Genomic DNA, 13,302 nt, shown 5'->3' with positions numbered 1-13,302 from the left:
GGGAGCCGGTACCTGCCGGTTCCGCTGTTCCCGGATGTGGTTCCGCCCACCTTCGGTTGACCAGCAGGAAGCTGCCGAGCATGGGCTCGGCTCTACCGTAGAGCGCGTACAAAAAACGCCGGGCACTGCCCGGCGTCTTCTGTGTTTCAGAGGTGGTGGTCGATCAGCTGGCCAGGGCCAGGTCGTCCATCATCGCGCGCAGGAAGCGGGCAGCTTCGCCGCCGGTGGCTGCGCGGTGGTCGAAGGTGACCGACAGCGGGATGACCTTGTGCGCTTCCACGCCGCCCATCACCGGGGTCATCTGATGGCGGGCACGGCCGGCACCGACGATGGCCACGCACGGCGGCACCACGACCGGGGTCGCGTAGCGGCCGGCGAACATGCCGAAGTTGGACAGCGAGATGGTGTAGCCACTCAGTTCCGAGGCCGCGATCGAGCGCGCTTCCACCTGCTCGCGCAGGCGGTTCACGCCCTCGCGGATGCCACGGGCATCCAGCATGTCGGCGTTGCGCAGGGCCGGCACGAACAGGCCGTCGTCGGTGTCCACGGCGATGCCGATGTCCACCTGCGCGTGCAGGGTGCGGGTCAGCGCTTCGCCATCGAACCAGGCGTTCATCGCCGGCACCTTCTGCGCGGCAACCACGATGGCACGCACCAGGCGGGCGGTGACGTCGTTGCCGGGCAGCCAGGCATGGATGTCGGCGTCGTCGTTGAGCGTGGTCGGTACAACCTTGCTGTGCGCATCGGCCATCACCCGCGCCATGTTGCGGCGCACGCCCTTCAGCGGTTCCGGCTGGCCCTTGGCGACCACGCCCGGCGGTTGCGTGCGCATCGGCTTGCCCGCCGCAGACAAGGGGGTGCGGGTTTCGTTCTGTACCGGCGCAGACACCTGCGCCGGGGCCGGCGCGGCATAGGCCGCAGCGGCAGCCGGGGCCGGCGCGGCGCCGAGCTTGGCGGTGCCGTTGGCGGCGGCCTGCTTGACGTCGGCCATGGTCACCGCGCCATCGCTGCCGGTGGCGCGCACGCGGCTCAGGTCGACGCCCAGCTTGCGGGCCATCGCACGCACCGCCGGTACGGCCTTGACGCCACCGACGGCCAACGCCTGCTCGGTGTGCACGGCATTGGAGCTCTGCATCGCGCCGACCACCGTGCCGGCGTCATCGCGCTCGGCCTTGGCGTCCTCGGCGGCGGCCGGTGCCGGAGTCGGCAGCGGCGGCGGGGTCGGTGCTGCGGCCGCAGCCGGTGCCGGCGCATGGCCGTGGCTGTGGCCGGTGTCCTGGCCATCGGCACGCTGCGGCAGGTTCGGGTCGATCTCGAAGCTGGCCAGCACCGAGCCGGTCGGAATGATGTCACCGGCCGCACCGGACAGCTTCAGCACCTTGCCGGAGACCGGCGACGGCACTTCCACCACGGCCTTGGCGGTCTCCATCGACACCAGCGGCTCGTCCAGCTTGATCACATCGCCTTCCTTCACGAACCACTCGACGATGGTCGCGTCCGGCAGGCCTTCGCCCAGGTCGGGCAGGTTGAAATTCTTGGTCTGGCTCATTTGCAGTTCTCTTCCAGCAGTTCCAGTTCGCGGGCCGGCAGCCAGCCCGTCGCACCATTGGCGCGCTCGGACCACCACCATCCGCCGTGTTCGTGATGCAGCTTGACCATCTCGCCGCTTTCCACATCCAGCTCGCGGGCGTCGTAATCGCGCAGGGCTTCGGCGCGACCGTCGTCCAGCAGTTGCAGCCAGGCGACGGGCGCCCAGCCGGCGCGTCCATCGCTGGTGCGTACCCAGGCAAACGCCGGCCATTCCTCGTCACGTACGCCTACTTCGACGATCTGGCCGGTGCGGAACCGGAGCGGGTTGGGATACTGGCTGCGGTAAGCCCCAAGGAGGCGGGCCCGCATGTCAGCCTGCCGCCACCGCGCGCTTGGCCGCGGTCACGATCCGGTCCACGCTCGGCAGGTACTTCATCTCCAGGCGGAACAGCGGAATGTGGGTGTCGTAGCCGGTAACGCGCTCGACCGGGGCCAGCAGGTCGTACATCGATTCCTCGGCCAGGCGCGCGGCGATTTCCGCACCGAAGCCCGCGGTCTTCGGGGCCTCCTGCACGATCACGCAGCGGCCGGTCTTGGACACCGACTCGGCGATGGTGGCGAAGTCCAGCGGACGCAGCGTGGCCACGTCGATGACTTCGGCACTGATGCCCTCGCCAGCCAGCTTGTCGGCCGCTTCCAGCGCTTCCTTTACCTGCGCACCCCAGGCGACCAGGGTCACGTCGGTGCCGTCGCGCAGCACGAAGCACACGTCCAGCGGCAGGGCTTCGCCGTCGTTGACGACCACTTCCTTGTACTGGCGGTAGATGCGCTTGGGCTCCATGTAGATCACCGGATCGGGATCGCGCATGGCGGCCAGCAGCAGGCCATAGGCGCGCTGCGGGCTGGACGGCAGCACCACGCGCAGGCCCGGCACGTTGGTGAAGATCGATTCGTTGGCTTCGCTGTGGTGTTCCGGCGCACGGATGCCACCGCCCCACGGCACGCGCAGCACCATCGGGCAGTGCAGGCGGCCACGGGTACGGGTGCGCAGGCGCGCGGCGTGGCAGATGATGTGGTCGACCATCGGGTAGACGAAGCCATCGAACTGGGCTTCGGCCACCGGCTTCATGCCCTGCGCGGCCAGGCCGACGGTGAGGCCGGCGATGGTCGTTTCATCCAGCGGGGTGTCGAGGATGCGCTGCGCACCGAAGCGCTGCTGCAGGCCGGCGGTGGCGCGGAACACGCCGCCGTTGACGCCCACGTCCTCGCCCAGCACCAGCACCGAAGGGTCGTGTTCCAGCTCCCAGGCCAGCGCCTGGGTGATGGCTTCGATCAGGGTGATGGGGGTAGCGGTCATTGCGATGTCTCCACCGGCGACAGCAGCGCTGTCGGCGGCATTGGCCTGGGAAGCGGAAGCGCCCGTCTTGATGTCATCCATGGCGCTGCTCCAGGGCAATGGCGGCCGCGCGCTGGGCCAGAAGATCCGGCGGCGGATCGGCATACAGGTAGTCGAACATCGCCTCGACCGGCTGCACCGGGGTATTGAGGTACTGGTTCACTTCCTCGTCGACCCTGGCGCCGCACTGCTCCACCCAGGCCTTTTCTTCGTCCTCGCTCCACACGCCCTGGGCGGTGAGGTACTTGCGCAGGCGCAGCATCGGCTCACGGGTCCAGGCATCCTTCACTTCGGCGTCGTCGCGGTAGCGGCGCGCGTCGTCGGCGGTGGTGTGGTCGGACAGACGGTAGGTCATCAGTTCCAGCACGGTGCCGCCTTCGCCGGCGAGGCCGCGCTCGCGCGCCTGTTCCATCGCCGCCAGCACCGCGATCAGATCGTTGCCGTCCACCTGCAGGCAGTGCAGGCCGCCGGCCAGGCCCTTCTGTGCCAGCGTTTCGGCACCGGTCTGCGCCGAGCGCGGCACCGAGATGGCCCAGCCGTTGTTGACGATGCACAGGATCAGCGGCAGCTTGTAGGCACCGGCAGAGTTCAGCGCGGCATAGAAGTCGGTCTTCGAGCTGCCGCCATCGCCACACACCGCCACCGCGACCTGCTGCTCGTTGTTGAGCTTGAACTTCAGCGCGGCGCCCGCAGCGTGCAGGCACTGCGTGGAAATCGGCACGCAGAACGGGAAGTCCTTCACCGCATTGCCGATGAAGTCGTTGCCGCGCTCGTCGCCGCCCCAGTACATCAGCACGTCGTACGGGCGCACGCCACGCATGAACATCGCGCCGTACTCGCGGTAGCTCGGGCCGAGCACGTCGCCTTCGCGCATGCCGGCGCCGATGCCCACGTGCGCCGCCTCGTGACCCAGGCAGGCGGCATAGGTACCCAGCTTGCCGGTGCGCTGCAGGGCGATGGATTTGCTGTCGAACGTGCGTACGTACAGCATCTGCTTGAACAGCGGCACCAGGACGCGCGGATCCTTCAGGGATTCGGGCAGGTCGTCGCGGACGAGCGTGCCGTCCGCATCCAGATACTGCAGGTATTCGATCTTGAATTCAGCGGCAACCGTCATCGCGTACTGCACCTTCGACAGAGAAGTTACAAATGATATGAATCGCCATGTTAAGGAACGCGTACGAAATAGCCTTCCTGCGGCGCAACACGGCGATTCCCCGTTGTACCCCTGCCGGCGGGTGGAGGGCCAATAACAACAACGTATTCAGTCGTTGCTGCATAGCATCAGAATACGCCTCCGGCTGACTGCCCGCGCAACGTCGCAAACGGTTCCACGCGCGGGCCCGCCATTGCCGGGTGATCCACGGCCCACCGCACGGCCCGGTATGGACCCTCCGGCTGCCAGCGCGGCGGCAACGCGCTACCCTTGCCGCCCCCGATCTGGTCCCGCTCATGTCCGTCGACAACAACCAACGCGATCTCGAAGCCGGCATCCACACCGACCTGCACGGCCGGCTGACCTACGGCGGCTACCTGCGGCTGGACCAGCTGCTCAGTGCCCAGCAGCCGCTGTCCAACCCGCCGCACCATGACGAGATGCTCTTCATCATCCAGCACCAGACGTCGGAGCTGTGGTTGAAGCTGCTGGGGCACGAGCTTGGCGCGGCCATCGGCTTCCTGCAGCGCGATGAAGTCTGGCAGTGCCGCAAGGTGCTGGCCCGCAGCAAGCAGGTGCTGCGCCAGCTCACCGAGCAGTGGTCGGTGCTGGAAACCCTGACCCCGTCCGAATACATGGGCTTCCGCGACGTGCTGGGGCCTTCCTCGGGATTCCAGTCGCTGCAATACCGCTACATCGAGTTCCTGCTGGGCAACAAGAACGCGCAGATGCTGCAGGTGTTCGAGCATGATCCGGCCGGGCAGGCGCAGCTGCGGAGCGTGCTGGAGGCACCCAGCCTGTACGAGGAATTCCTGAAGTACCTGGCCCGCTTCGGCCACGCCGTGCCGGCGATGTACGAGACCCACGACTGGACCCAGCCGCATGTGGCCGACGACGCCCTGCAGCCGGTCTTCGAGCGCATCTACCAGGACACCGACCGCTACTGGCGCGAGTATTCGCTGTGCGAGGACCTGGTGGACCTGGAGACGGCCTTCCAGCTCTGGCGGTTCCGCCACATGCGTACGGTGATGCGGGTGATCGGCTTCAAGCGTGGTACCGGAGGCTCGTCCGGGGTCGGCTTCCTGCGCCAGGCGCTGGAGCTGACCTTCTTCCCCGAGCTGTTCCAGGTGCGGACCACGCTGCAGGCCGCGCCCCCGCCGGAGCTGGGCTGATCCCCATTCATCCGGATCCCGGCCGGCGGCTGGATCGTTTCAGATGCAAGTTCAGCGAGCAGGCGGCCACCTGCCTCAAACGGCGTGTATTTGACGTGAACGCCACAAGTCGGTGATCCTCGCGCGTTGCTCCATTGCACATCGGACGTGCTCGTCATCCACCGAACCAGGAATCCCGCATGAGCGTAAACGCCACTGCGAACACCCCGGAGCCGGCGCTGCCGGACTTCAAGACCACGCTGGGCCACCCGCGCCCGCTGTGGATGCTGTTCATGACCGAGTTCTGGGAACGCTTTGCGTTCTACGGCATCCGCTGGGCCTTGGTGCTGTACATCGTCGCCCAGTTCTACAACGGCAACGCCGCCGGCGAGGGCGATGCCAGCCGCATCTACGGTGCCTATCTGGCGCTGGTGTACGCGGCGGCGATCTTCGGCGGCTACGTGGCCGACCGGGTGCTGGGCTACCAGCGCTCGATCCTGACCGGCGCGATCATCATGGCGGCCGGCCTGTTCATGATCTCGCTGCCGGAAGAGCATCTGTTCAAGCTCGGCCTGGCCACGATCATCGTGGGCAACGGCCTGTTCAAGCCGAACATCTCCACCATGGTCGGCAAGCTGTATGGCCTGAAGGACGAGCGCCGCGATTCGGGCTTCACCATCTTCTACATGGGCATCAACATCGGCGCGATGATCGCCCCGGTGCTGACCGAGTACCTGGCCCGCAAGGTGTTCGGCACTTCGGAAATGCCGTCGTACAAGGTCGTGTTCATCGCCTCCGGCGTGGGCATGCTGATCTCGCTGGTGTGGTTCTACATCGGCCGGGCCGGCCTGAAGGGCATCGGCGCACCGCCGGCCGGTGCCGAAGGCTTCGGTCGCATCGTGATGGTGCTGGTAGGCGCGCTGGTGGCCATCCCGGTCGCCTACTTCCTGCTGGCGACCGGCGCCACCGCGCTGGCCTGGATCCTGGGCGTGATGTTCGCTGCGCTGGCCGTGCTGCTGCTGGTCGAAGGCATCCGCGAGGGCAAGGTGCAGCGCGACCGCGTGATCGCCATGCTGATCATCTTCGCGTTCAACGTCATGTTCTGGATGTTCTTCGAACAGGCCGGCAGCTCGTTCACCTTCCTGGCCGAGAACATCGTCAACCGTGACTTCGGCAACTGGACCTTCCCGACCGCGTGGTTCCAGTCGGTGAACTCGGTGGCCATCATCACCCTGGCGCCGCTGATCGCCTGGATCTGGGTGGCCCTGGGTCGCGCCAATCCGTCCATCCCGCGCAAGTTCGGCCTGGGCCTGCTGTTCAACGGCGCGGCCTTCGCCCTGCTGATGTTTGCCCTGTCGCAGATGGTCGTGGACGGCAAGATCCCGTTCTGGACCCTGTTCATGGTCTACGTCATCCAGTCCGTCGGTGAGCTGTGCCTGTCGCCGATCGGCCTGTCGATGGTGACCAAGCTGGCCCCGGTCCGCCTGGTCGGCTTCGGCATGGGGGGCTGGTTCCTGTCCACCGGCATCGGCAACAACCTGTCGGGCATCTTCGCCGGCGCCGTCAGTGGTGAAGGCGGCATGACGATCGATTCGGCACTGAAGGGGTATACCTTCGGCTTCTGGGCCCTGATCGGTTCCGGCGTGGTGCTGTTCCTGATCGCCCCGCTGATCAACAAGCTGATGCACGGCGTCAAGTGATGAGAGGGTAGCTGGCATGCGTAGGAAGCTCGGTGGTGCGATGGGGATGGTCTGTGCGGCGCTGATCGGCGCGTGTTCGCAACCCCCGCCACCCGCCGCCACCGGGCCGACGCAGCCACTGGATACCCGTCCCACCGAGCCACCGGTCGCTGACCCCAGCGAACCGGTGGCCTCAGGCAACACCCCGGTGGCGGCGGATATCGCCGCCATCGCCGGGCTCAGTGCACAGTTCGACCCGGCCCGCGACCCCGCCGACGATCTGGCCACCGCCAAGGTGGAAGCCCAGCGTGGCAAGAAGCGCATCATCCTCGAGGTCGGCAACGCCGGCTGCGACCGCTGTCATGCGCTGGACCAGATCGTGGAGGGGGATGGCGACCTGCGCCGTTTCCGCGATGCCCACTACGTGTGGGTGAAGGTCAACGAGAGCGACGAGAAGCCCAACAGCGCTTTCCTCGGCCAGTTCCCGGAGATGGGCCGCGACTACCCCTACCTGCTGGTGCTCGATGCCGACGGCACCCTGTTGGCACCGCAGGCAACGGCGGCAATGCGCAGGGGCGAGACCTACCTGCCGGCGCAGGTGATGGCCTTCCTCAAGCAGTGGGCGCCTGATCGGTAGCGCCGGGCCATGCCCGGCGGATGCGCGCGCCGTCACATTCCCAGCATCGCCGCCTCAATTTCATCGCACGCACGCCGTTACCGGCAAGGCTCCCGGTCGACCCGACGTCGACGCACCCTACCGGAACGCCCATGCACAGCGACCACGCCGAACGATTGCCCGACCCTGCCAGCAGCCTGGGCGAGGGTGGTGCTGGCGAGGGCGTGACCCTGCCGGCACGGGACGCACTGCTGGATGACGTCGGCATCGGCGACAGTGCCCCCGAAGCGGCCCCGCCGCACCATCGCCTGCCGCAGATCGCACTGCCTGACAACGTCGTGCTGAAGGGCGCGGTGCAGACGCTGGTGGAACAGAAATCGCGACTCGATGCGCTGGCGTCGCAGGGCCAACTGGCCGGCCTGCTGCCGCCGGAATGGCAGGGCAACGGCGTACGCGCCATCGAGCTGTCCAACTTCATCCAGGGCGTGCTGCCGTTCCTGCAGCCGGGAGAACGTGGCGAGACCGCGGCCGCACGCCTGCCGGTGCGTCATGTGCTGGGCGACGACAGCCGTTGGGGCCTGCCGGATGTGGCCGAACCGAAGTCGCTGGCGTGGTACCTGGCCAGTGACGAACGCGCCACTGCGGGCGGCAGGGACGTGGCCGAAGCCTTTCTGGTCGGGGCGCTGGGCGTGGCGTGGATGCAGGAGGGGCGCAGCCGCGCGGGCTTCCTGCGTGCCGTGGGGCAGGACAGCCTGGCCGCGCGGGTGACCATGCTGGGCTATCCGGCGGCCACCGAGCTGGCGCTGTACAGCGTGGTCGCGCATGGCCAGTCGCAGGTCTGGTGCGTGCACGCTCGCCGTCGCATGCGTCCACTGGTCGCGCCATGGCTGAGCGTGCCGCTGTTGACGGCGTACGGGGTGCCCGCACCGGTGCCATGGCCGTCCGCGTTCCCGCCCGTGGACGCCGTTGCCGAGGCGCTGGCGACCGCGCGCCAGGGACGCGCGCTGCCCGAGGTGGATCTGGGCAAGGTGGTGGCGAAGATGGCCGAAGACGCAGCCGGCGAAGCATGGCAGCCGGTCAGCCTGCTGCAGCTCAACACGTGGTCGCCGCGCTGGCATTTCTTCCTCGGCACCTTCGTCGGCGTGCCGTCCCTGCTGCTGGTGGCTGCCGCGCTGGCGCTGCCGGGGGCGGTCGAAGCGGCCACGGTTGCCGCGTCGCTGGGCTTTGCCGGTGGCGCGATCGGTGCACTCGCAGTGCCGTGGATCCATGCGCGGCGCAAGCACCTGAGCTGAACCGTGCTGTCCTGAGACCGGGGCCGAGCCCCGGCGGCACGCCTCAGACGCCTTCGCCCATCCGTTCCAGGCCATCGCCCGCCAGGCGCAGGATCAGCGTCTCCAGCAGCTGTTCTTCCTCCTCGCTCAGCACCGACATCAGCTTGCGGGTAATCTCGATCACCAGCGGCGCGATGGTCTCGTACACCTCGAAGCCCGCTGCCGACAGGGCCAGGACCGAGCGGCGACGGTCGTCGCCATGGGTCTCGCGCTTGATGAAGCCACGCTCGAGCAGGCGCGCCACCGCGCGGCTGACCGCCACCTTGTCCATCGCCGTGCGGTCGGAGACCTCGCTGGCCGACGACCCGGGATACAGCGCCAGGATGGTGATGACCCGCCATTCCGGAATGGCCAGACCGTAGCGATCACCGTACAGCTTGGCGATGTTGCCGCTGACCCGGTTGGACAGCACGCTCAGCCGGTAGGGCAGGAACTGTTCCAGGTCGAGCAGGACGTGCGATGCACGCAGGCGTGTCGAAGCAGGATCGGCGGGGCTCATGTTGCGGTGCACCTTGCTGGTGGTTTCAAGTGTAACTATAAGGGTTGGGTCCAGACCCTGCATTCTCGCCGGGTCGTTACCTGCCCGCACCTGGTTTGTACCGATGCGGTACCGATTCGGAGCCCCGCCATGAATACCGCAGTCCAGCCCTCCTCGCATCCCAATCCGGGCATGCAGGTCACCACCTTTGAGAACCCGATGGGCATCGATGGTTTCGAGTTCGTCGAGTTTGCTGCCCCGGCCGGCCGCGGCCAGGAGCTGCACGACTACTTCCGCAGGATGGGCTTCACGGCGGTGCTCAGGCACAAGCAGCGTCCGATTACCGTCTATCGCCAGGGCGACGTCAACTTCCTGGTCAATGAAGACCCGGATTCGTTCGCTGCCGACTTCGCCGAAAAGCATGGTCCGTGCGCCTGCGGCTTCGCCATCCGCTTCAAGAAGCCGGGCCAGGAGGTCTACCAGACCGCGCTGGGCAACGGTGCCGAGGCCATCGGCTTCAAGCCGGACAGCAAGGCGGTCGGCGCGCCGGTCATCAAGGGCATCGGTGACTGCATGCTGTACCTGGTCGACCGCTATGGCAGCGCCGGCAGCATCTACGACGGCGACTACGAGCCGATCGCCGGCGTCGATCAGCATCCGGTGGGCTTCGGCCTGACCTTCATCGACCACCTGACCCACAACCTGTACTTCGGCAACATGCAGCAGTGGTCGGACTACTACGAGCGGCTGTTCAACTTCCGCGAGATCCGCTACTTCGACATCAAGGGCCTGAAGACCGGCCTGGTGTCCAAGGCCATGACCGCGCCGGACGGCATCGTGCGCATTCCGCTCAACGAATCGTCCGATCCGAAGAGCCAGATCAACGAATACCTGGACGCCTACAAGGGCGAGGGCATCCAGCACATCGCCTGCTTCACCGAGAACATCTACGAGACCGTCGAGGCGATGCGTGCGCAGGGTGTGGATTTCCTCGACACACCGGACACCTACTTCGACGTGATCGACCAGCGCGTGCCGAACCACGGCGAGGATGTGCCGCGCCTGGCGAAGAACAAGATCCTGATCGACGCCGATCCGGAAACCCACCAGCGCAAGCTGCTGCAGATCTTCACCCAGAACTGCATCGGCCCGATCTTCTTCGAGATCATCCAGCGCAAGGGCAATGAAGGTTTCGGCGAAGGCAACTTCACTGCGCTGTTCGAGAGCATCGAGCGCGACCAGATCCGCCGCGGCGTGCTGTAACGTTTCAGACCTGCACCCTCAGCGGTAGCGCCGGGCCATGCCCGGCGGCTTTCCGTTCCGGCCTTGCCGTTCCAGGAGCCCCCATGCCCACCTCCATCACCGCCCGTGGCTACCAGTCCGGTTTCGGCAACGAATTCGCCACCGAAGCCGTGGCCGGCGCGCTGCCGGTCGGGCAGAACTCGCCGCAGAAGGTGGCCCATGGCCTGTATGCCGAGCAGCTGTCCGGCACCGCCTTCACCGCGCCGCGCGGCAGCAACCGGCGCAGCTGGCTGTACCGGATCCGCCCGGCGGTGACCCATGGTGAGTTCACCCCGTTCGCGCAATCGCGCCTGCAGTGCGATTTCGGCTCGCAGCCGGCCTCGCCGAACCAGCTGCGCTGGAGCCCGCTGCCGCTGCCGGAACTGCCCACCGACTTCGTCGAAGGGCTGTACACCATGGGCGGCAATGGTTCGCCGGATGCCCACGCCGGCGTCGGCATTCATCTGTATGCCGCGAACCGGGACATGGTTGGCCGCTACTTCTACGATGCCGACGGCGAACTGCTGATCGTGCCCCAGCTGGGTGGGCTGCGCCTGCTGACCGAGCTGGGCGTGATCGAGATCGAACCGCAGCAGATCGCGGTGATTCCGCGTGGCGTGCGCTTCCGCGTCGAGCTGCCCGATGGCCCGAGCCGGGGCTACATCTGCGAGAACTACGGCGCCCTTTTGAAGCTACCCGATCTGGGGCCGATCGGCGCCAACGGCCTGGCCAATCCGCGCGACTTTGAAACCCCGCATGCGGCCTTCGAGGACCTCGACGGTGAGTTCGAACTGATCGCCAAGTTCGAAGGACGCCTGTGGCGCGCGCCGATCGACCATTCGCCGCTGGACGTGGTCGCCTGGCACGGCAATTACGCGCCGTACCGCTACGATCTGCGCCGCTTCAACACCCTCGGTTCGATCAGCTACGACCACCCGGACCCGTCGATCTTCCTGGTACTGCATTCGCCCAGCGACACAGCAGGGACCAGCAACATGGATTTCGCCATCTTCCCGCCGCGCTGGCTGGTGGCGCAGAACACCTTCCGACCACCGTGGTTCCACCGCAACATCGCCAGCGAGTTCATGGGCCTGGTGCATGGTGCCTACGATGCCAAGGCCGAAGGCTTCGTGCCGGGCGGCGCCTCCCTGCACAACTGCATGAGCGGCCACGGACCGGATGCACCGACCTTCGACAGGGCCTCCAGTGCCGATCTGTCCAGGCCCGACGTGGTCAAGGACACCATGGCCTTCATGTTCGAGACCCGCGCGGTGATCCGCCCGACCGCCCAGGCGCTTGATGCCGGGCACCGGCAGGCCGATTACCAGCAGTGCTGGGCAGGGCTGCGCAACAACTTCAGATGAGCCTCATGCGGCATCGGTGAAGGCGTCGCAGTGCTCCAGCGGCAGGACTTCCAGCAGCCGCTGCCGTACGCGTTCGCAGTAGCCTTCGGAGGTCAGCGTGGGCAGTACCTGCAACGCCGAGTGCAGTACCTGCAGCACATCGGTCTGCGCACGTGCCTGCTGCAGGTCGCGGAACAGCGCCGCTGCCTGCGGATGCCGCTGCAGCTCCAGGATACCCAGCACATAGATCCGTGAGGCGACCAGCGAGCGACGCCGTTCGATCGGCGTGGCCGCGGTCGCGGGTGCCTGCGGCCGTGCAGGGGTGGGCCCGGATGCCGCCACTGCGGGAGGAGGGGCGTCGGCTTCCAGATAGCCGGCATGGATCAGCTGGATCAGCATGGCCGGCGTCTCCTGGCCCATCAGCCCGCTCAGCTCGGTGACGCTGCGCTGGCCATCGCACAGGATCAGCAACCGCCGCTGGCGCATGTCCAGCGGCGCGCGGTGCGCCTGCAGCGCGGTTCGGGCGAGATCGGTCTTGCGCGGTTGCATGGATGGGACAGCCAGGACGGTGCACGCCGAGCCTGAACGAAGGCGATGAAACAGCGATGACAATGCAGCGCCTGCACGCGGCCTGCGGTAGCGTCCGCCCATCCCTCCTGGAGCGATACCGATGAAGCTGCTGCCATTGGCTGGCCTGATGCTGCTGTCCCTGACCGCCTGTGGCGGTGGTTCGGACAAACAGGGAGCGGCCGGCAGCGGCAGCGACTCGCCGGCCGAGACCGCCAGTGCCACCGGCCCGGCGCAATCGGCCGATCCGGACCTGGCGTCACGGCCGGCCAACGATGCCCGCGCCGACAGCCCCGCGCGCCTGGACGGTTTCGGCGGGGTGGCGCTGGGTGCGGGCATCGCCGAGGTGCGCAGCGGCTTCGGCGCGCCGCTGCAGGGGCTGGGCAGCGATGCGGCAGGCAGGCCATTGCCGGCCGACGACGGCAACGAGGACTGCTATTTCCTGCGTCCGCAGCAGGCCGATGACCCACGCCTGATGATCGAAGGCCGCAAGCTGGTCCGCTATGACGTGCGCAGCGCCGCCATCACCGCGCCGGGCGGCGGCAGGGTCGGCATGACCCTGGGCGAGTTGCAGGTGCTGTATCCGGAGCGTGCCGATGTCGGTCCCGACAAGTACGACGACAAGGCCCAGCACCTGCGCGTGCGTCCGGCGCAGGAAGGTGCGGCGGTGATCGATTTCGCCCTGGGGCCCGACGGCCGGGTCAGCGCGTGGCGGGTCGGCCAGACCCCGCAGGTCGATTACACCGAAGGTTGTGGCTGATCCTTGATGCAGCG

Annotated in this window: 13 protein-coding genes; 7 read left to right on the top strand and 6 right to left on the bottom strand. The window is 67.3% G+C overall.

What is annotated here, in order from left to right:
* Window positions 1-163: 163 nt before the first annotated feature.
* From AC5P5M_RS06465 to pdhA, 4 genes are read right to left on the bottom strand one after another with little or no spacing between them, the layout of a single operon-like run.
* On the bottom strand, window positions 164-1,549 hold the full coding sequence (locus tag AC5P5M_RS06465; RefSeq protein ID WP_053519855.1) for a dihydrolipoamide acetyltransferase family protein: 1,386 nt from the start codon (window positions 1,547-1,549) through the stop codon (window positions 164-166).
* A complete protein-coding gene (locus AC5P5M_RS06460; RefSeq protein ID WP_053519854.1) occupies window positions 1,546-1,899 on the bottom strand; it encodes an SH3 domain-containing protein in 354 nt (117 codons plus the stop codon). Before AC5P5M_RS06460 ends, AC5P5M_RS06465 begins: the two co-directional genes overlap by 4 nt.
* 1 nt (window position 1,900) lies before the next feature.
* Window positions 1,901-2,968, bottom strand: coding sequence for an alpha-ketoacid dehydrogenase subunit beta (locus tag AC5P5M_RS06455; RefSeq protein WP_053519853.1), 1,068 nt, complete (start codon window positions 2,966-2,968; stop codon window positions 1,901-1,903).
* Window positions 2,961-4,043 carry a pyruvate dehydrogenase (acetyl-transferring) E1 component subunit alpha gene (gene pdhA / locus AC5P5M_RS06450; protein ID WP_414488283.1) on the bottom strand — a complete coding sequence of 361 codons (1,083 nt, stop codon included), beginning with the start codon at window positions 4,041-4,043 and terminating at the stop codon, window positions 2,961-2,963. Before pdhA ends, AC5P5M_RS06455 begins: the two co-directional genes overlap by 8 nt.
* 335 nt (window positions 4,044-4,378) lie before the next feature.
* Between pdhA and AC5P5M_RS06445 the strand changes: the two genes are divergently transcribed.
* From AC5P5M_RS06445 to AC5P5M_RS06430, 4 genes are all read left to right on the top strand, one after another.
* Entirely contained in the window at window positions 4,379-5,254 is an 876-nt protein-coding gene (locus tag AC5P5M_RS06445; RefSeq protein WP_053519851.1) for a tryptophan 2,3-dioxygenase, read from the top strand.
* Between the two features lie 179 nt (window positions 5,255-5,433).
* Entirely contained in the window at window positions 5,434-6,933 is a 1,500-nt protein-coding gene (locus tag AC5P5M_RS06440) for a peptide MFS transporter (RefSeq protein ID WP_053519850.1), read from the top strand.
* Between the two features lie 16 nt (window positions 6,934-6,949).
* Window positions 6,950-7,549 carry a thioredoxin family protein gene (locus AC5P5M_RS06435; protein ID WP_065174365.1) on the top strand — a complete coding sequence of 200 codons (600 nt, stop codon included), beginning with the start codon at window positions 6,950-6,952 and terminating at the stop codon, window positions 7,547-7,549.
* A 131-nt stretch (window positions 7,550-7,680) separates the two neighbouring features.
* Window positions 7,681-8,820, top strand: coding sequence for a hypothetical protein (locus AC5P5M_RS06430; RefSeq protein WP_253119309.1), 1,140 nt, complete (start codon window positions 7,681-7,683; stop codon window positions 8,818-8,820).
* 43 nt (window positions 8,821-8,863) lie between these two features.
* Here the strand turns inward: AC5P5M_RS06430 and AC5P5M_RS06425 are convergent, their stop codons facing one another.
* Complete coding sequence (locus AC5P5M_RS06425) at window positions 8,864-9,358, bottom strand: MarR family winged helix-turn-helix transcriptional regulator (RefSeq protein WP_065174367.1); 495 nt, start codon at window positions 9,356-9,358, stop codon at window positions 8,864-8,866.
* 129 nt (window positions 9,359-9,487) lie between these two features.
* On the opposite strand from AC5P5M_RS06425, the gene hppD reads away from it, so the two are divergent.
* Entirely contained in the window at window positions 9,488-10,600 is a 1,113-nt protein-coding gene (hppD, locus tag AC5P5M_RS06420; RefSeq protein ID WP_227255313.1) for a 4-hydroxyphenylpyruvate dioxygenase, read from the top strand.
* Window positions 10,601-10,683: 83 nt separating this feature from the next.
* A complete protein-coding gene (gene hmgA / locus AC5P5M_RS06415; RefSeq protein WP_346475336.1) occupies window positions 10,684-11,982 on the top strand; it encodes a homogentisate 1,2-dioxygenase in 1,299 nt (432 codons plus the stop codon).
* Between the two features lie 3 nt (window positions 11,983-11,985).
* Here the strand turns inward: hmgA and AC5P5M_RS06410 are convergent, their stop codons facing one another.
* Window positions 11,986-12,510, bottom strand: a complete 525-nt coding sequence (locus AC5P5M_RS06410) for a hypothetical protein (protein ID WP_164151951.1) — start codon at window positions 12,508-12,510, stop codon at window positions 11,986-11,988.
* A 121-nt stretch (window positions 12,511-12,631) separates the two neighbouring features.
* On the opposite strand from AC5P5M_RS06410, the gene AC5P5M_RS06405 reads away from it, so the two are divergent.
* Entirely contained in the window at window positions 12,632-13,288 is a 657-nt protein-coding gene (locus AC5P5M_RS06405) for a hypothetical protein (protein ID WP_053515542.1), read from the top strand.
* Window positions 13,289-13,302 lie beyond the last annotated feature (14 nt).

The organism is Stenotrophomonas sp. YJH_SMC_106-19 (assembly GCF_059368375.1).
Note: the sequence above shows the minus strand (reverse complement) of the source record. Positions and strands in the feature narration are given on the sequence as shown.